This window comes from Mesorhizobium sp. M4B.F.Ca.ET.214.01.1.1 (assembly GCF_004791545.1).
Lineage (GTDB): Bacteria > Pseudomonadota > Alphaproteobacteria > Rhizobiales > Rhizobiaceae > Mesorhizobium > Mesorhizobium abyssinicae.
In genome coordinates this window covers 189376-206033 of record NZ_SRUX01000009.1, presented here as the reverse complement: position 1 = coordinate 206033, position 16658 = coordinate 189376, and the positions used below count along the sequence as shown (strand labels likewise).

Here is a 16658-nt window from a genome sequence, read left to right as displayed (position 1 = left end):
CGCCGCTCAGTTCGCCAGCAGGATGATGTCGGCAGCCTTGCATGAAACCGCCACCGTGTCGCCGGGCCTGACGGTCGCCGAGGCGGGCGCCTTGGCGATGAACTGCAGGGCGGGATCGAAAGCCGAGGTGGCGAGCACGCGTTTGAAGCTGCCCTGGAAGACGACGTCGCTCACCTTGGCGGCGCCGAGCGACACGTGTCCTTCCGCTTCGCCGAGGACAAGATGCTCCGGCCTAACGGCAAGGGCGACTTTCGCACCTGCCGCCGCGCTGCCGGGCAGCGAAATCGCGCCGGCCGGCGTCGCGATAGTAACTGACCCGTCCTTCGCCTCCGTCACGGTTCCGGAAAGGATCGTGCTTTCGCCCATGAAGGTGGCGGAAAAGCGCGTCGCCGGTCGCGCATAGACTAGCTCGGGCGCGCCTTCATCCTCGATGCGGCCGTCATTCATCACCACGCAATGGCCGGCCAGCGCCATCGCCTCTTCCTGGTCGTGGGTGACATGGACGAAGGCGGTGCCGACCCGCTTCTGGATCGCCTTCAATTCGTCCTGCATCTGCCGACGCAGCTTCAAATCGAGCGCGCCGAGCGGCTCGTCGAGCAAAAGCACGGCCGGCTCGATGACCAAGGCGCGGGCAAGCGCTACGCGCTGCCGCTGGCCGCCGGAGAGCTGATGCGGCTTCTTGTCGAAGGCGGCGGCCAGCCCGACCAGCGCCAGCGCCTCGCGCGCCTTCGCGGTGCGCGTTGCGCCGTCGACGCCCTGCATGCGCAGGCCAAAGCCAACGTTGCTGCCGACGCTCATGTGCGGAAACAGCGCATAGTCCTGGAACACCGTCGTCGTCGGGCGCTTGGCCGGCGGCACGGACGTGCAGTCCTCGCCGCGAATGAACACCTTGCCTTCGCTGGGCGTGACGAAGCCGCCGAGGATGGAGAGCAACGTCGTCTTGCCGGAGCCGGACGGCCCAAGCAGGATGGTGTAGCTGCCGGGCTCGATGGTCAGCGAAACGTTCTTCAACACCGCTTGCTGGCCGAAGCGATGCGAGACGTTGCGGATGTCGACCAGGGATGCGCTCATGCCGGCTTTCTCCGCAGCAGCGTCAGCTCGAAAAACACCACCAGGACGATGGAGACGGCGAAGACCAGCGAGCCGACGGCATTGGTCTTGGGATTGAGGCCGGAGCGCAGCAGGTTCCAGATCTCCACCGGCAGCGTGGTGTCGAAACGGGTGAGCAGGAAGGAGATGACGAACTCGTCCCAGGAGAAGGTCATCGACAGGAAGAAGCCGGCAAAGATCGCCGGCGCCATCACCGGCACCGTGATCAGCAAAAGCAACTTCCATTCCGGCGCGCCGAGGTCGCGCGCGGCGCGCTCGATGTTGATCTGGTGGTCGCCCATCTGGCTGTAGATGACGGCAAAGCAGAGCGGCAGGTTGATCACGACATGACCGATGCCGGCGGCGAGCAGCGATTTCGGCACTCCGGCCCAGTTGAACAGCACCAGAAGCCCCATGCCGATGATGAGGTAGCTGACCGTGAGCGGCAGCGTGATCAGCCCGCGCAGCAGGGCCGAGCCGGGCAGCGTGAAGCGCGCAAAGCCCCAGGCCGAGAGGAAGCCGAGCGTGACGGAGGCAGCCGAGGAGAGGATCGCCACCAGCAGCGAATTGACCAGCGCCGAAGTCAGCCGCGTGTCGGAAAGCACCGCCTGATACCAGCGCAGCGACGGTCCGGTGAAGGGCGGGATCGGGAAGGACGTCGCCTGCAGCGAAAACAGCACCAGCACGATCACCGGCAGGAAGATGAAGCCGTAGATGGCGATCGCGTAGAGCCAGGCAGCGGTGCGGACGATTGCGCGCATGGTCAGGCCCGCTCGATCTTCAGCCAGCGGGCGCAGGCGAGGTAGGCGACGGTTACGACCGCCATCAGGATGATCGACAGCGCCGAGGCGAGGGGGAAATCGCCACGCCTTCCGATCTGCATCATGACGAGCTGCGGCATGACCAGCTCATTGTTGCCGCCGAGGATCTGCGGCGTGATGTAGTCGCCGATGCAGAGCACGAAGGTGAGGAAGGCGCCGACCATGATGCCGGGCAAGGTCAGCGGCAGCACGACATGCAGGAAGGTGCGCACTGGCCCGGCGCCGAGGTCGGCGGCCGCCTTGCGATAGCTAGGGCTGAGCTGCTTGAGGTTGGCAAAGATGGTGAGCGTCAACAGCATGACGAAGAAGTGCACGAAGCCGGTGACGGTGGCGAAACGCGTGTTGGCAAGCTGCAGCGGCTCGGCAATGAGGCCAAGGCCTATGAGCGTCCGGTTGATGACGCCGTTCTGTGCCAGCACCAGCAGCCACGAATAGGAGCGCACGACATAGGAGGTCCAGAACGGCAGCACGGCCAGCATCAGCGCCAGCCGCTGCCAGCGTTCCGGCACCTGTTCGGCGAGGATCCAGGCGAAGGGATAGGCGAGCAGGATCGAGATGACGGTGACGATCGCCGTCACCTCCAGCGAGTTCACCATCGCCCGCCAATAGGACGGGTCGGTAAAGAACTGGCTGTAGTTGGCTAAAGTGAAGCCGCCGCCTTCATGCGCCGTGAGGCTGGAAAGACCCATGGCGATGAAGGGCAGCACGAAGAACGCCAGCGTCCAGCCGAGCGCCGGCGTGACCAGCGCCCAGGGCAGGGCACGGCCCGCCCGGGGCAGGGCGCGCGACCTGTTTCCCGCAACGCTCATCGGCCGCCTACTGCGCCTGCAGCATTTCGGTCCAGACGTCCTGCATCTTCTTGTCGAGATCGGGGTTCGGCGCCGGATAAGCCTGGGCGCGGGCGAGGAAGCCCGGCTGCTCGTCGAAGCGCAGGATCTTCTTCTGCTCGTCGCTCAGCGCCGCCTTGCTGTTGGCCGGCATGCCCCAGTAGCAGGAGGAGGTGGCAAGCCGCGCCTGGCCTTCCGGGCTCATGATGTACTCAATGAATTTCAGCGCCATGTCCTTGTTCTTGGAATCCTTGAACATGGCAAGCGACTGCGACCACAGCACCGCTCCTTCCTTCGGGATGGAGAAGTCCAGCGCCGGGTTCTCCTTGGCGAGACCGGCTGTCACCCATTCGCCGCCGCCGACCAGGATGTCGACCTCGCCGGTGGCCAAAGCGGTCTGGCTGGCGGTGACCTCGCCAACCAGCTTGGCGTTGGCCTTCATCTTGAGCAGCTCGGCCTTGATGGCGGGAAGGTCGGCCTCGGTGAGATCCGCCGTCTTCTTGCCGATGGCCAGAGCCGCCATGCCGATGACCGGAAGATAATAATCGTAAATGGCGACCTTGCCCTTGTACTTGTCGCTGGTGAGTGCCGCCAGCGACTGCATGTCGGCCGGGTCGACCTTGGTCTTGTTGAAGCCGATGGTGTTGTAGCCGAATTTTTCGGTGATGCCGTAGCGCTTGCCGCCGACGACCGTAGAGCCGTCCATCTTCACTTCGGGGAAGAGGTCGGCGAGGGGCAGCTTGTCTTCCGGCAGCGGCTCGAACAGGCCTTTCTCGACGCCGCGCGGCACATCGATGGAATCGATCACCATCACGTCCCAGTCGCCCGGCTGCGACTGCTCGACGATGGCGAGCCCCGCGCCGGTGCCTTCGAATTCCTTGACGTTGACCTTGACGTTGTTGGCCGTCTCGAAGGGGTCGAGCAGTGCCGGATCGGCATGGTCGCACCAGATCAGCGCGTTGAGGTCGGCGGCCTGAGCGGCGCCCGCCGCGAACAGCAGCGCCGTGGCCGCGCATGCGGCAGCAAGCTGCGACTTCAGGGCGGAAAGCGGATTCGTGGTTTTCAGTGACATTCGAGTGTTCTCCCTGCCTTGCTGGCTTGTTAAGGAAAAATTGAACCAATTCTAAAATTGAGTCAATTCTGTTTTTGTGGCAAGGAAGCGATATGAGCGGATTGCGAGCAAGGCAGAAGGCGGACCGGCACCGGCGCATCATCGAGGCGGCGGCAGCACTTTTCCGCGAGGCCGGCTATGAGGGCGCCAAAATCGAAACGATCGCCGCCCAAGCCGAGGTGTCGATCGGCACGATCTACAATTACTACCAGAACAAGGGTGACATACTCGGCGCCATCGTCTCGATGGAGGTCAACGAGGTGCTCAATGCAGGGCGAGGCGTGGTCGCCAGCCCGCCGGCCAATGTCGGCGATGCGCTGGACACGCTGCTCGGCATCTACATCGAGCATTCGCTGCATTATCTGAGCAAGGAGATGTGGCGGCAGGCGATGGCGATCTCGACGCAACAGCCCGACAGCCCGTTCGGCCAGGCCTACACCGGGCTGGACCGGGAATTGACCGAGCAGATCCGCGCGCTGATAGCCCGCCTGCAGGAGATCGGCCTGGTGCGCGCCGACATCGACGGGGCGGCGTTGGGCGAACTGATCTTCAACAACATGAACATGATGTTCATCGAGTTCGTGAAGCGCGAGGAGGCGAGGATACCGGAGCTGCGCGCGGCGATACGACGGCAGAACCGGATTTTGGTGGCGGCGATCGTCTCAGCGACAAAAACCGGGGAGGCGGCGAATTGATCACGATCCTAAGGTTGGCGCTGCTGTTGGAATCGATCTCTTCCACGAGAGACTCTCTGGAATCTGTGATTTCGGGATCGTGCGGAGCAATTCATACCTTGTGCGGTTTTCGAGCCACCAGAAGATAGTTCAGCGCGAACGTTGATGGGGTAGCGCCGCCTAAATACGCAAACCGCACATAGTATGCGAACAGCGAACGCATTACCTTCTTAATCGGAAGCGCGATCTTGGATTTCAACGTTACGGGAGATTCCTTAGGCGCGCGAAGCTCTTCGATCACAAAGCCAGCCGAACGCATCAATTCACGTATGATGCCAGAACCGAGGGCATGCACATGCGTTACGTCTGCATTCTGGATCGGAAGGGAGAATGGACTATCGCCGTTAGGGAACCTGGCTATCAAATAGCCACCCGGTTTCAGAGCAAAGAAGGCAAATTTACATGTTTTCAGTAGCTCTGAGTAATGGATATGCTCGAAAACATCGAATGCCACCACAGCGCTTAACGAACTCGCCGGCATATTTTCAATGCCATCTTTCACTATGAAGCCCATATCCAGGGCGCGGCCAATCAGCTCTGGCTGAAGCTCTGATCCAAATACGTCATATTGTTTCTCGCGTGCCCAGCCGAGAAACGACCCATTGCCGAATCCAATTTCAAAGATCGACGACACGCTTTCGCTAGGGCTCGGAAGCAGCGTCGCCACCTCAAGGTCATAAAAAAGATCCTCTCCTTTGTCGTATCTGCCGAATTGATCTTTGTCCCATCCTTTCCACTCGTGGTAACCTTCGTAGGACATAAATCACCCAAATCATCCGCGCGGCAGGCCTTGGGTCACGTGCAGGTCGTCAGAACATCTTTATGGCCAACGCCCTGGGCTTACAAACGCACTTATACAACTTTGCTAAAATACCTGGAAGCGGATCGCCTTGCCTGGCTTGAAGCGCGGTCAGGAGTAGCGAGCCTAACGCCAGTGAGCGGCTGACGTTCATTGAGACGGGACTGGAGCGGTTCGATGATCCGCCAACGGACGGCGACTTGTCGCATGACATCAAGTTCGACGGCTACCGAAGCTGCTCGCACAAATGGCCATCGTGCGGAGGGCAACACCGGAATTGGTTGAATGGCGAAATGCCGCTCGGCGAGCGGCTCAGAGAACTTCCCCCTTGAGATGTGATTGAAAACTGATACACTTTATTGGTGCATCAGGGGGGGGGTATGAAATGCAGTTTTCCATTTGGCATTGGGCGATAGTGCTGCTGCTGATCGGCGTGCCTGTCTTCTTCGCTGTCCAGTCTGCAAGAAAACCTTCACAGAGCCCGGCGGACCTGGTGGGGTTTGGAGGCTGGTTGATGCTGCTGGCGATAGGTCAGGCACTGGCACCACTGCGCACACTCGCCGGCCTGGGCAATTCGGCCGAAGGCTTCCAACAACTCATGACTCTGCCAAACGGACCCCTGGCGGTTTATGGCGAGGTTGCTCTCAATCTCGCATTTCTGGCGCTTCAGCTGGTTGTGCTCGTTTCGATGCTGCGGCGAAGCCACCGCTTCCCGCAATTGTTTCTAGTCCAGTGGTTTGCGATTCCTGCCGCTTTCATTTTGGATACGGCGTGGATTTCAACTGTGCTTGCTGTCCCGGTCAACCAGGTACTTGGCGGAGATGCGCTGGCAACGCCCCTGGCTTCGTTCGTCTTTACCGGGATTTGGACCGCCTATGTCTACAGATCGGTCAGGGTAAGCAACACATTCACCAGGACAAGCGCACCTGGCCAAGTCGCGAGTGCTTCGTAGAGGAACGTCGCGCGCGTAGTCGAGCCGGAAGGCCTTAGGTAAGCAGCAAAACCGAACAACACTAGCCGCGAAATTCGCAACGAACCGCCCCCAATGAGCCACTGCAACCGTGGGGACGGCCGTTTTGCGTCTTCCGAGGCGTGCTTACTTCTGAAGAACCAGCCCGCTTGCCTGAAGCAGTTCATTGAAGGTGCCGGTCTGGCACAACGTCCGAACGCCGGCGTCTCCGGTCTGCGATGCGACGACCGAGCGGCCGGTCAACTCCCTAAAGGCCTCGGCGATCTGCGACTTATCTAGGTCCGAGTAGCACAGTGTCATCTTTTGCGAAGGATCCAGAACAAGCCGCTCAGCACCAGGAGATTTCCTCCGCGCGGAGACCACTTGGCTCGCCGACACGACGGTGGGGTAGCATTTCCAGAACAGGACCTCGCCAGCCTCCCCCTCCCAAAGCGCACACCCGCCTGAACCACAGTCGAGGACCCAATGTTCAGTTTCGCATACAGACATTTTCCCACTTCATCACGCTGAGAGCACCCGCTCACGGCGCAATTCCTATCAGTGGGCCATCGGGAGACAATGAAATGGATCACATTGTCAGGGTTCGACAATTCGCCAAGAGGCCGCACTGCAAGCCGCCGACTGATGGAGAGCAGCAAGCATTCAGACAGGCGCTGCAACGTGAGCGAGGAAAGCGGAGTGCGAGATTCCAATGTGGCCACCCCACGGGGTAACCGTGTGGGTAATTTCATCGCCTCCTTCAAAGCTATGGAAACAGCGGCGAGATGCCGGAACGCGGCACTCCCGAACGCGCCCGTTACCCCTCTTGATCTGCGGCATCAGACTGGAAGTTGATCAGACAGCTGGTGCCCCCGGACGGGATCGAACCGCCGACCTTCGGTTTACAAAACCGCTGCTCTACCAGCTGAGCTACAAGGGCATGGCGCTCCGGTAGCATATTCCGTGCGCCAGTAAAGACAAAACTCCGTTCGCGGCGGCTATTGGACCCTGCGAGGGTGGCCGGGTGGCATGCTGAAAATGGCCGGCCGGCTTCCTATATCCTGGAGAGATGCAATTACCTGGTCGAGGGTTTTCGCATGATCCGGCTCATCATCATCTTCCCGCTTGTCGTGGTGGCCTGGCTTCTCGTGGTCAAGCTCGTCAGCGATCTGAAGAAGGCCAGCATCGACTGGACCGGCGTCACCACCATCATCGGCTTCATCGCGCTCGCCTTCTGGCTCCGCCACATCACCGGCCTGGGCGGTTGACCTCCAAAGAGATCTGCAGGTCGATGACAGAGGCTGTCGGCGGGCACCGTCGACTTTGACGGACGCAAAGTCCACGCGCCGAACGGACTATTTTCCGCCGCTCGAAAAAATTTCAAAAAACTTCGAACCTTTTTCCAAGCCGCGACGACTGATGATCAAGAGGCGGATGTCGCCTCTCCATGAAACAGGAGATCGTCATGTTCAAGCGCACCATTGTTTCCGGCCTCATCGCCACCTCCGTCGCCGCCGGCTCGCTCGTCGGCACCGTGCAGCCCTCGGCCGCCCACAGCCACCATCACAACCGCGAAATCGGCATCGGCATTGCCGCCGGCGTCGGCGGGTTCGTGCTCGGCAGCCTGCTCTCCCAGCAGCAGCCGCAGCCCGTCTATGTCGACGAATATGGCGGCGGTTCCTCGCACGTCCGCCGCTGCCTCGCCCGCTACGCCAGCTACGACCCGTACTCCGACACCTATGCCGGCTACGACGGCTATCGTCATTACTGCCAGCTCTGAGAGGAGGTGAACCGCCTCAGGCAACCGGAAGAAGGGGCTTCTCCGTGGCCCCTTCTTCTGCCGTCGGGGGGCTGGCCCTGTTGCGTTGACAAGGCTTTCAAGTTGAAAAGCCTCCGCCGTCGGCGGTGTACAGCGATTTTGCGAGCGTCTAATCTCGCCCCAACGGCCAAACCGAGGAGGGACGCTTGGACGAACAGGATCCGAAGCAAGACTTGATCGAGCCCGTTTTCCGCAACGGCACGGTCACCACCGTCGGCATCCTGCTGGCATTTTCGCTGGGCTTCATCACCCATTGGGCCGCCAACCCGATCCCATGGCAAACCTACCATCTGCTGGCGGTGCTGCCGATCCTGATCGGCATCGCGCTGCAGATGCGGGCGCTGTCCTTGCTGCTCGACGTAAGCTCGCTGCAAAAGCCGATCTACGAGCGGGCCAACCGCATCTTCATCACCGGCCTGATCTTCACCGCAAGCGGCGTCGGCCTGGCGATCCTGCTCGACTTCTTCGAGATCGCGGGCAAGAGCGCGCTGCCGAACGGGTAGCTACTGGCAGATGTCGCACCATTCGGCGCTGACCAGGCCCGCCATGCGATCGACGCCGATCCTGACCGCGGCATTGGTGGCGCCGGCGGCCGGCACGACCTCGGCAAAGGCGCGCAGCGACACATCGCAGTAGATCGGCAAGGGCGAGGCGAGGCCGAAGGGGCAGACGCCGCCGACCGGATGGCCGGTGATCTCGGCCACCTGTTCGGCATCGAGCATGCGCGGCTTGCCACCGAAGGCGTCGCGCGATTTGCGGTTGTCGATGCGCGCGTCGCCGCGGGCGACCACCAGCAGCACCCGCACGCCGACCCGCATGCAGATCGTCTTGGCGATCTGTCCCGGCTCGACGCCATGCGCTTCGGCCGCGAGCGCCACGGTCGCCGAGCTTGTCGGCGTTTCGATCACCGCGATGTCGGGGGCATGCTCGGCGAAGAAGGCTTTGACGGACTGGAGGCTCATGCGTTTCCGGGCGGGAATGGATCGGAGGCGCAGACTTCGACCCGTTGCCGGACCGGTGTCAAGTCGGGCCAGAGTCAAGGCAAGCGCGTGGCGCTGACCTCGAACAGCGATGCCTCGGCAGTGCCTTGTGAAGAATGCCCGCCGATCATCCTGGTTATCTCGGTCGCCGCTTCGCGCACCAGCGGACCGATCTCGGCCAGACGCTCCGGCGTCACCCGAACGGTGGGCCCGGACACCGAAACGCCGCCGATCGGCTCGCCGAACTCGTTGAAGATGGCGGCGGCCACGCAGCGCATTCCCGGGTGCCGCTCCTCGTCGTCGACCGACCAGCCGCGATGCTTGATCGCGACAAGGTCGCGGGCCAGCGCCGAGATGTCGGAAAGCGTCTTTTCGGTGAAGCGCTCAAGCCCGGCGCGGCGCAGGATGGCAGCGACACGCTCGGGATCGAGATGCGCCAGCACCGCCTTGCCGATGCCGGAGGCATGGAAGGAGCTGCGCGTGCCCGGCCGGAAGAAGGCGCGGATCGCCTGGTGCGTCTCGACCTGGCTGACGAAGACGACGCAATCGTCCTCGGCAACGCCGAGATTGGAGGTCTCGCCGGTCTTTTCCATCAGTTCCTGCATGACGATGCGGGCGCGATCGACCAGTTTGCGGCGGCGCAGGAACGCGGCGCCCATGCGGTAGGTCTCGACGCCGATCGACCACAGCTGGTCGGTGCCGTCGAACTCCACCATGCCGTGGTTCTCCAGCGTCGTAAGCATGCGGTAGGCGGTGGAGGCGGCAAGGCCGCTTTGCGCCGATATCTCGCTCAGCGACAGGCCGCTGCCTTCGGCGACGATGGCAAGGATGCGCAAGGCGCGGTCGAGCGACTGCACGGAGGCGGCTTCGGACGGGCCGTTGAAGGAGCGCGGACGGCCGCGCTGCCGTTTTTCGCTGGTTTCCATGATGGCATTCTCGCCGATTTCGCCGATTTGGCAATGAAAAAGTTTTTCATCGCTCCGCGAGGCTGAATTCTTGGAAAACGGAAAGCGCAGTAAAATCATATCGTAAAAGTCATTTTCTAGAAATGAAAAAATATTCTGAAAAAATTGAAAAATAGCGGGCGTGCTGGCATTCTCAGCCAACCAACAAATTCGTGGAGGCTTTGCAAATGGCCAGGATGCGCGCTGTCGACGCTGCCGTTCTCGTTCTCGAAAAGGAGGGCATTTCGTGCGCCTTCGGCGTGCCGGGCGCGGCGATCAACCCGCTTTATTCGGCGTTGAAGGCGAGGGGCACCATCCGCCACGTGCTCGCGCGCCATGTCGAAGGCGCCTCGCATATGGCCGAAGGCTATACGCGGGCCAAGGCCGGCAATATCGGCCTCTGCATCGGTACCTCGGGCCCGGCCGGCACCGACATGATCACCGGGCTCTATTCGGCGGCGGCCGACTCCATTCCGATCCTGTGCATAACTGGCCAAGCTCCCCGCGCGCGCCTCAACAAGGAGGATTTCCAGGCCGTCGACATCGCCGCGATCGCCTCGCCGGTCGCCAAATGGGCGGTCACCGTCATGGAACCCTATCTGGTGCCGATGGCGCTGCAGAAGGCCTTTCATCTGATGCGCTCGTCGCGGCCGGGTCCAGTCCTCATCGACCTGCCGGTCGATGTGCAGATGGCCGAGATCGAATTCGACATCGACGCCTACGAGCCGCTCGCCCGGTTCAAGCCGGCGATGACGCGCGCCCAGGCCGAGAAGGCGCTGACGATGCTCAATCAGGCGGAAAGGCCGCTGATCGTCGCCGGCGGCGGCATCATCAATGCCGATGCGTCCGACCTGCTGATCGAGTTCGCCGAGGTCACCGGCGTGCCGGTCATCCCGACGCTGATGGGCTGGGGCACGATCCCCGACGACCATCGGCTGATGGCCGGCATGTGCGGCCTGCAGACCTCGCACCGCTATGGCAATGCGACGATGCTGGAAGCCGACTTCGTCTTCGGCATCGGCAACCGCTGGGCCAACCGCCACACCGGCTCGGTCGACGTCTACACCAAGGGCAAGAAATTCATCCATGTAGATATCGAGCCTACCCAGATCGGCCGGGTCTTCGCGCCTGACCTCGGCGTCGTCTCGGATGCCGGTGCGGCGCTGAAGATGCTGCTCGACGTCGCCACCGAATGGCGGACGGCGGGCAAGCTGCGCGACTGGTCGGGCTGGGCGAAGGAATGCCAGCAGCGCAAGAAGACGATGAAGCGCAAGACGCATTTCGAGCAGGTGCCGCTGAAGCCGCAGCGCGTCTATGAGGAGATGAACAAGGCTTTCGGCCGCGACACCACCTATGTCACCACGATCGGCCTGTCGCAGATCGCCGGCGCGCAGTTCCTGCATGTCTACAAGCCGCGCAACTGGATCAATTGCGGCCAGGCCGGCCCGCTCGGCTGGACGCTGCCGGCGGCGCTCGGCGTGCGCGCGGCCGATCCGGACCGCGATATCGTCGCGCTCTCCGGCGACTACGATTTTCAGTTCATGATCGAGGAACTGGCGGTCGGGGCGCAGCACAAATTGCCCTATATCCACGTCGTCGTGAACAACGCCTATCTCGGCCTGATCCGCCAGGCGCAGCGCGGCTTCTCGATGGACTACGAGGTCAGCCTTGCCTTCGAGAACGTCAACCGGGCGAACGATCCCGAAGCGGGCTACGGCGTCGACCATGTCGCGGTCGCAGAGGCGATGGGCTGCAAGGCGGTCAGGGTGCGCAAGCCGGAAGAGTTCGCCGGCGCCTTCAAGCAGGCGCAGCGGCTGATGAAGGAGCACCAGGTTCCGGTCGTGCTCGAATTCATCCTCGAGCGCGTCACCAACATTTCCATGGGCACGGAAATCGACAAGATCACCGAGTTCGAGGAATTGGCCGAACGCAATGAGGATGCGCCGACGGCCATCATGATGTTGGATTGAGCCCGGCGGGGAGAAGGAGAAAAAGAATGCCGCGTTTTTCAGCCAATCTGTCGATGCTCTTTGGCGAGCACGAGTTCCTCGACCGCTTCGATGCCGCCGCCCGCGCCGGCTTCAAGGGCGTCGAATATATCGGCCCTTACGATCATGCGCCGGACGTCGTCGCCGCGCGCCTGAAGAAGAACGGGCTGACGCAGGTTCTGTTCAACTTGCCGCCGGGCGACTGGGCAAAGGGCGAGCGCGGCATTGCCGTGCTTCCCGATCGGGTACCGGAATTCCGGCAAGGGGTGGCCAAGGCCATCACCTATGCGCATGCGCTCGGCTGCGAGCAGATCAACTGCCTTGCCGGCATCGCACCACAGGGAGCCGACCGCGCGGTGCTGGAGAACGTCTTTGCCGAGAATCTGGCTTTCGCGGCCGAGAAGCTGGAGCAGGCCGGCATCCGGCTTTTGATCGAGCCGATCAACACGCGCGACATTCCGGGCTTCTTCCTGAACTATTCGGACCAGGCGCTGGCGCTGATCGACCGCATAGGCTCGAAGAACCTGTTCCTGCAATACGACATCTACCACATGCAGATCATGGAGGGGGATCTCGCCCGTACCATCGAGGCGAACCTCGGCCGCATCGCGCATATCCAGCTTGCGGACAATCCCGGCCGTCACGAGCCGGGGACGGGCGAGATCAACTATCCCTTCCTCTACGAACACATCGACCGGCTCGGCTATTCCGGCTGGATTGGCGCCGAATACAAGCCGAAGGCCGGCACGGACGCAGGGCTGGGCTGGTTCAAGGCATTGGCCGGCCAGGGCAGCGCGGCCGCCTAAAGCCTTCCTTCTCCCCGTCACTATACGGGGAGAAGGTGCCGGCAGGCGGATGAGGGGCAGCGCCGTACCTTCGGCTAGTTGCAGTTACGAATTTCAGGAGCGAACCAATGGAAACCATCGGCTTTATTGGCCTCGGCATCATGGGCGCGCCGATGGCGGGGCATTTGCTGGATGCCGGCTACCCCGTCGTCGCCAGCGACCATCGCTCCAAACCGCCGGCTGACCTGATCGGCAAGGGGCTGAAGACCGTCACCGGCCATGCCGCCGTGGCGAAGGCGGCTGATATCATCATCACGATGGTGCCTGATACGCCTCAAGTCGCCGACGTCCTGTTCGGCCAGCACGGCGTCGCCTCCGGCCTGTCCAAGGGCAAGCTCGTCATCGACATGAGCTCGATCTCACCTATCGCCACCAAGGAATTCGCGAAAAGGATCAACGATCTCGGCTGCGACTATCTCGACGCGCCGGTATCGGGCGGCGAGGTCGGCGCCAAGGCGGCCTCGCTCACCATCATGGTCGGCGGCGAGGAAACGGCCTTCGAGCGTGCCAGGCCGGTGTTCGAGAAGATGGGCAAGAACATCACGCTCGTCGGCCCGAACGGCGTCGGCCAGACGACCAAGGTCGCCAACCAGATCGTCGTTGCCCTCACGATCGAGGCAGTCGGCGAAGCCCTCGTCTTCGCCTCGAAGGCGGGCGCCGATCCGGCCAAGGTTCGCCAAGCGCTGATGGGCGGGCTCGCCGCCTCGCGCATCCTCGAAGTGCATGGCGAGCGCATGATCAAGCGAACCTTCGCGCCGGGCTTCCGTATCGAACTGCACCAGAAGGACCTCAACCTGGCGCTGGAGGGCGCCAAGGCGCTTGGCGTCTCGCTGCCCAACACCTCGACCACACAGCAGCTGTTCAATTCCTGCGCTGCCAATGGCGGTGCGAAGGAGGATCACTCGGCGCTGGTCAGGGCGCTGGAGCGAATGGCGAATTTCGAGGTCGGCGGCGACGCGGCGGAAACCAAAGGCAAGGCAGCATAGGATCAGGAGAGGGCGGCGCAACGTTCCCAAGCCGCCTGCTCCTTTCCTGTCCGAGAGCGGCTTCCAGCGTTGTTGCTGGGATCCGTTTCTCGTTCTTGATCTTTCCGGTTAAGGCGGACTGCCGCTTCGGTCTCAGCCGCGCTTCAGGAATGCGCGCGCCGCATAAAGGCTCACCGCCGCCGCGTTGGAAACGTTCAACGAGCGGATTGCACCCGGCATGTCGAGGCGGGCCAGCGCGGTCACCGTGTCGCGCGTCTTCTGGCGCAGGCCCTTGCCTTCGGCGCCGAGCACCAGGGCGATCTTGTCGCCGGCGAATGTTTTCTCCAGCTCGGCCGGTCCGTCCGAATCGAGCCCGATGGTCTGGAAGCCGGCCTCGTGCAGTTGTCCCAGTGCGTCGGCGAGGTTCTTCACCTCGATCTGGTCGATATGCTCGAGCGCGCCGGAGGCCGACTTCGCCAGCACGCCCGATTCCTGCGGGCTGTGGCGGGCCGTGGTGATCAGCGCGCCGACTCCGAAAGCGACCGCGGAGCGCAGGATCGCGCCGACATTGTGCGGATCGGTGACCTGGTCGAGCACGAGCACCAACTGAGTGTCGCCAAGCGCGTCAAGGCGCTTCGGCTTCAGCGGCTCGGCCTCGATCAGCACGCCCTGATGCACTGCATCGGATCCGGTGATCCTGTCGATCTCCTTTGGCTCGACCAATTCGGCCTTGAAGGGCAGGGCGGCGAGGTCGGCGATCGCCAGCCGCTCGGCCGCGTTGCGCGTCACCAGCATTTTCCTGATCTTGCGCCGGGAATTGTCGAGCGCCGCCCGCACCGTGTGCAGCCCATAGAGCCGCACCAGGCCGTCGCCGGGGGATTCGCCCGGCGGCAGCGGCTGGCGTGGCCGGAATGCGGGTGCGCCGCCGGCCTTCTGGTCGCGGTGGGCGCGACGCAGCTTGGCGTAGTGAGTGTCTTTGGGTGTTCCGGGCTTGTTGTCTTTGCTCATGGCGGGCTTCTATAGCCGTGTCGTCGGGCCATGGATACTGGCAGAAGCCGGCTTGCCGAGGATGCTGTCAAATTCAGCGCATTTTGCCGGGACGTGCGGTTGACACCCACCAGCCTTGCCGCCATAAGGCGCTTCGCTGATTTCGGAGAAGACTTCTACTCGGGCTCCGGATCGGCAAATGCCTCGTTGCATGGCTCCGGCGGCAGACTGGAGAGGTGCCCGAGTGGTTAAAGGGGACGGACTGTAAATCCGTTGGCTTAGCCTACGTTGGTTCGAATCCAACCCTCTCCACCACTGCCGGCCCGGAAGCCCTGAAACGAAAAAGTCTCGGACCGAAAAGCGCATGGCGCTTTTTGGGTGAATCCGGTACTTCAGTGTAAGGCGCGGGTATAGCTCAGTGGTAGAGCAGCAGCCTTCCAAGCTGAATATGCGGGTTCGATTCCCGCTACCCGCTCCAGATTTCCCGAATGAAAGTCACGGAAGTGCCGCCCAGAAATCCTGGGAGTCAAACGCTTGGCTGCCTGGCCTAGGCAACCGGTATCAGCCGGCGCCTTCTTTCGTCCAGCGACACGATGGCAAGGCCGCTGGCCACCACCAGCAGGATGCCGCAGACGGCGAGCGCGTTCGGAAACTGGCCGAACACCAGCAGGCCCGAGATGACCGCCCACACGGTGAAGCAATAATAGAACGGCGCCACCGCGCTCGTCGGTCCGACGCGATAGGCCATGAAGATGAAGAAATGGCCGAAGATCAGGAACAGTCCGGCGCCGGCGATGAGCAAGAGGTGGCGGGGCTCCGGCATGACCCAGGGCTCGGAAACGAGATGCGCGACGCCGGAGCCGACCAGCACGACCACGACCGCGGAAATGGCGACGATCATGCCCGGCACCTCGGCGCCGACCTTGCGGCCGGCAAGATCTCGCGCGGCCGACAGGACCGCGTTGCCGAGCGCCAGCAAGGCATAGACCGAAATCCCTTGCATCGTCGGCTGCGCCACCATCAGCGCGCCGATGAAGCCGACCCCGATCAGCGCCATGCGCGCGCCGCCGATACGCTCGCCGAACAGCACCGAGGCGCCGACCAGCATCAGCAGCGGCGTGATCTGCCCGAGCGCCGTTGAATCGGCGATCTGCATGTTGGCGAGCGCCACGACGTAGCAAAGGATCGCCGCCAGTTCGAGCAGGTTGCGGCGCAGCACCTTCCTTTCGAAGATCAAAGGGACCTGCCTGGCATAGCCGAGCAGGACAAGCAGCGGAATTCCCCAGAGCGCCGCCGCGACGCCGCGCAGGAACAGCACCTCGTAAGGCGGCAGGCCGGTGGTCGCGAGCTTCATCATCGTATCGTTGACCAGGTAGGACCCGGTCGAGACGACCATGAACAGCGGGCCGCGGATGTTCGTCGGGATGAACTGCATGCGGCGAAGAAATCAGACCGATGCGGCAGCGGCAATGGGCCAGCGGCCGGGGCGGCTTTCGCCCATTTCATTTTTCGCCTAGCGACCCTATATCCACGCCACACCCCCCGAAATCGGATCATGGGTTCGGACCGAGCGAGGGCGCTCAGCCACAAGGCACTTGTGTTTTTCAGCCGTTGTCGCTAATCGCCCCGCATTCGACTGAACTGAATGTCCAGGCCGTCCAAGGAAAGAGACTATGGCAAAAGGTAAATTCGAGCGCACCAAGCCGCATGTGAACATTGGCACGATCGGCCACGTCGATCATGGCAAGACGTCGCTGACGGCGGCGATCACGAAGTATTTTGGCGAATACAAGCGCTATG

The 16658-nt window shown here is 62.4% G+C and carries 18 protein-coding genes and 3 tRNA genes; 11 read left to right on the top strand and 10 right to left on the bottom strand.

The window, feature by feature from the left end:
- Positions 1–6: 6 nt before the first annotated feature.
- From EN857_RS19440 to EN857_RS19425, 4 genes are read right to left on the bottom strand one after another with little or no spacing between them, the layout of a single operon-like run.
- Complete coding sequence (locus EN857_RS19440) at positions 7–1071, bottom strand: ABC transporter ATP-binding protein (RefSeq protein ID WP_127284020.1); 1065 nt, start codon at positions 1069–1071, stop codon at positions 7–9.
- Positions 1068–1850 (bottom strand): ABC transporter permease, encoded by a 783-nt coding sequence (locus tag EN857_RS19435; protein WP_127284021.1) that lies wholly within the window; start codon positions 1848–1850, stop codon positions 1068–1070. Before EN857_RS19435 ends, EN857_RS19440 begins: the two co-directional genes overlap by 4 nt.
- Before the next feature lie 2 nt (positions 1851–1852).
- Positions 1853–2719: an ABC transporter permease gene (locus EN857_RS19430; protein WP_127284022.1), complete on the bottom strand. Its 867-nt coding sequence runs from the start codon at positions 2717–2719 to the stop codon at positions 1853–1855.
- Positions 2720–2726: 7 nt separating this feature from the next.
- Positions 2727–3809, bottom strand: coding sequence for a spermidine/putrescine ABC transporter substrate-binding protein (locus EN857_RS19425; RefSeq protein WP_127284023.1), 1083 nt, complete (start codon positions 3807–3809; stop codon positions 2727–2729).
- Between the two features lie 92 nt (positions 3810–3901).
- Here EN857_RS19425 and EN857_RS19420 point away from each other — a divergent pair, with 92 nt between their 5' ends.
- Positions 3902–4543, top strand: a complete 642-nt coding sequence (locus tag EN857_RS19420; protein ID WP_127284024.1) for a TetR/AcrR family transcriptional regulator — start codon at positions 3902–3904, stop codon at positions 4541–4543.
- 91 nt (positions 4544–4634) lie between these two features.
- Here the strand turns inward: EN857_RS19420 and EN857_RS19415 are convergent, their stop codons facing one another.
- Positions 4635–5342, bottom strand: coding sequence for a class I SAM-dependent methyltransferase (locus tag EN857_RS19415; protein ID WP_127284025.1), 708 nt, complete (start codon positions 5340–5342; stop codon positions 4635–4637).
- A gap of 424 nt (positions 5343–5766) precedes the next feature.
- Between EN857_RS19415 and EN857_RS19410 the strand changes: the two genes are divergently transcribed.
- The gene (locus tag EN857_RS19410) at positions 5767–6333 is read left to right on the top strand and encodes a DUF2569 family protein (protein ID WP_127393407.1); all 567 of its coding nucleotides are present in this window, start codon (positions 5767–5769) and stop codon (positions 6331–6333) included.
- Between the two features lie 861 nt (positions 6334–7194).
- On the opposite strand, the gene EN857_RS19405 is transcribed toward EN857_RS19410, so the two are convergent.
- Positions 7195–7270, bottom strand: a tRNA-Thr gene (locus tag EN857_RS19405).
- A gap of 157 nt (positions 7271–7427) precedes the next feature.
- Here EN857_RS19405 and EN857_RS34815 point away from each other — a divergent pair.
- The 3 genes from EN857_RS34815 to EN857_RS19395 all read left to right on the top strand — a co-directional run bounded on the left by EN857_RS34815 (position 7428) and on the right by EN857_RS19395 (position 8652).
- Positions 7428–7598 (top strand): hypothetical protein, encoded by a 171-nt coding sequence (locus EN857_RS34815; RefSeq protein ID WP_187331306.1) that lies wholly within the window; start codon positions 7428–7430, stop codon positions 7596–7598.
- A gap of 179 nt (positions 7599–7777) precedes the next feature.
- On the top strand, positions 7778–8110 hold the full coding sequence (locus tag EN857_RS19400) for a BA14K family protein (RefSeq protein WP_245493450.1): 333 nt from the start codon (positions 7778–7780) through the stop codon (positions 8108–8110).
- Positions 8111–8295: 185 nt separating this feature from the next.
- Entirely contained in the window at positions 8296–8652 is a 357-nt protein-coding gene (locus EN857_RS19395; RefSeq protein ID WP_127287295.1) for a hypothetical protein, read from the top strand.
- On the opposite strand, the gene EN857_RS19390 is transcribed toward EN857_RS19395, so the two are convergent.
- Positions 8653–9111 (bottom strand): YbaK/EbsC family protein, encoded by a 459-nt coding sequence (locus EN857_RS19390; protein WP_127394214.1) that lies wholly within the window; start codon positions 9109–9111, stop codon positions 8653–8655.
- Between the two features lie 74 nt (positions 9112–9185).
- Positions 9186–10055 (bottom strand): HTH-type transcriptional regulator BhcR, encoded by an 870-nt coding sequence (gene bhcR / locus EN857_RS19385; RefSeq protein WP_127394215.1) that lies wholly within the window; start codon positions 10053–10055, stop codon positions 9186–9188.
- Between the two features lie 206 nt (positions 10056–10261).
- Between bhcR and gcl the strand changes: the two genes are divergently transcribed.
- The 3 genes from gcl (at position 10262) to EN857_RS19370 (ending at position 13892) form a co-directional block, all read left to right on the top strand.
- Positions 10262–12043, top strand: coding sequence for a glyoxylate carboligase (gcl, locus tag EN857_RS19380; protein WP_127393970.1), 1782 nt, complete (start codon positions 10262–10264; stop codon positions 12041–12043).
- A 26-nt stretch (positions 12044–12069) separates the two neighbouring features.
- Positions 12070–12867: a 2-oxo-tetronate isomerase gene (gene otnI, locus EN857_RS19375; protein ID WP_127393971.1), complete on the top strand. Its 798-nt coding sequence runs from the start codon at positions 12070–12072 to the stop codon at positions 12865–12867.
- Between the two features lie 107 nt (positions 12868–12974).
- Positions 12975–13892: a 2-hydroxy-3-oxopropionate reductase gene (locus EN857_RS19370; protein WP_127393972.1), complete on the top strand. Its 918-nt coding sequence runs from the start codon at positions 12975–12977 to the stop codon at positions 13890–13892.
- Between the two features lie 132 nt (positions 13893–14024).
- Here the strand turns inward: EN857_RS19370 and EN857_RS19365 are convergent, their stop codons facing one another.
- Entirely contained in the window at positions 14025–14879 is an 855-nt protein-coding gene (locus EN857_RS19365; RefSeq protein WP_127394355.1) for an RNA methyltransferase, read from the bottom strand.
- Between the two features lie 209 nt (positions 14880–15088).
- Here EN857_RS19365 and EN857_RS19360 point away from each other — a divergent pair.
- Both EN857_RS19360 and EN857_RS19355 read left to right on the top strand, forming a co-directional pair.
- Positions 15089–15173: transfer RNA gene (locus EN857_RS19360), tRNA-Tyr, on the top strand.
- 89 nt (positions 15174–15262) lie between these two features.
- Positions 15263–15336, top strand: a tRNA-Gly gene (locus EN857_RS19355).
- A gap of 69 nt (positions 15337–15405) precedes the next feature.
- Here the strand turns inward: EN857_RS19355 and EN857_RS19350 are convergent.
- Positions 15406–16293 (bottom strand): DMT family transporter, encoded by an 888-nt coding sequence (locus EN857_RS19350; protein WP_127287118.1) that lies wholly within the window; start codon positions 16291–16293, stop codon positions 15406–15408.
- 238 nt (positions 16294–16531) lie between these two features.
- Here EN857_RS19350 and EN857_RS19345 point away from each other — a divergent pair.
- Positions 16532–16658, top strand: a 127-nt coding sequence (locus EN857_RS19345) for a GTP-binding protein (protein WP_244571411.1), incomplete at its 3' end; no start/stop codon positions are given.

Bases quoted from the DNA above. Each gene is read 5' to 3' on its own strand.
- EN857_RS19430 (WP_127284022.1), bottom strand. From the start codon at position 2,719: ATGAGCGTTGCGGGAAACAGGTCGCGCGCCCTGCCCCGGGCGGGCCGT.
- EN857_RS19350 (WP_127287118.1), bottom strand. From the start codon at position 16,293: ATGCAGTTCATCCCGACGAACATCCGCGGCCCGCTGTTCATGGTCGTC.
- EN857_RS19370 (WP_127393972.1), top strand. From the start codon at position 12,975: ATGGAAACCATCGGCTTTATTGGCCTCGGCATCATGGGCGCGCCGATG.
- EN857_RS19415 (WP_127284025.1), bottom strand. From the start codon at position 5,342: ATGTCCTACGAAGGTTACCACGAGTGGAAAGGATGGGACAAAGATCAA.
- EN857_RS19400 (WP_245493450.1), top strand. From the start codon at position 7,778: ATGAAACAGGAGATCGTCATGTTCAAGCGCACCATTGTTTCCGGCCTC.
- EN857_RS19435 (WP_127284021.1), bottom strand. From the start codon at position 1,850: ATGCGCGCAATCGTCCGCACCGCTGCCTGGCTCTACGCGATCGCCATC.
- EN857_RS19410 (WP_127393407.1), top strand. From the start codon at position 5,767: ATGCAGTTTTCCATTTGGCATTGGGCGATAGTGCTGCTGCTGATCGGC.
- otnI (WP_127393971.1), top strand. From the start codon at position 12,070: ATGCCGCGTTTTTCAGCCAATCTGTCGATGCTCTTTGGCGAGCACGAG.
- EN857_RS19440 (WP_127284020.1), bottom strand. From the start codon at position 1,071: ATGAGCGCATCCCTGGTCGACATCCGCAACGTCTCGCATCGCTTCGGC.
- bhcR (WP_127394215.1), bottom strand. From the start codon at position 10,055: ATGGAAACCAGCGAAAAACGGCAGCGCGGCCGTCCGCGCTCCTTCAAC.
- EN857_RS19420 (WP_127284024.1), top strand. From the start codon at position 3,902: ATGAGCGGATTGCGAGCAAGGCAGAAGGCGGACCGGCACCGGCGCATC.
- EN857_RS34815 (WP_187331306.1), top strand. From the start codon at position 7,428: ATGATCCGGCTCATCATCATCTTCCCGCTTGTCGTGGTGGCCTGGCTT.
- gcl (WP_127393970.1), top strand. From the start codon at position 10,262: ATGGCCAGGATGCGCGCTGTCGACGCTGCCGTTCTCGTTCTCGAAAAG.
- EN857_RS19365 (WP_127394355.1), bottom strand. From the start codon at position 14,879: ATGAGCAAAGACAACAAGCCCGGAACACCCAAAGACACTCACTACGCC.
- EN857_RS19425 (WP_127284023.1), bottom strand. From the start codon at position 3,809: ATGTCACTGAAAACCACGAATCCGCTTTCCGCCCTGAAGTCGCAGCTT.
- EN857_RS19390 (WP_127394214.1), bottom strand. From the start codon at position 9,111: ATGAGCCTCCAGTCCGTCAAAGCCTTCTTCGCCGAGCATGCCCCCGAC.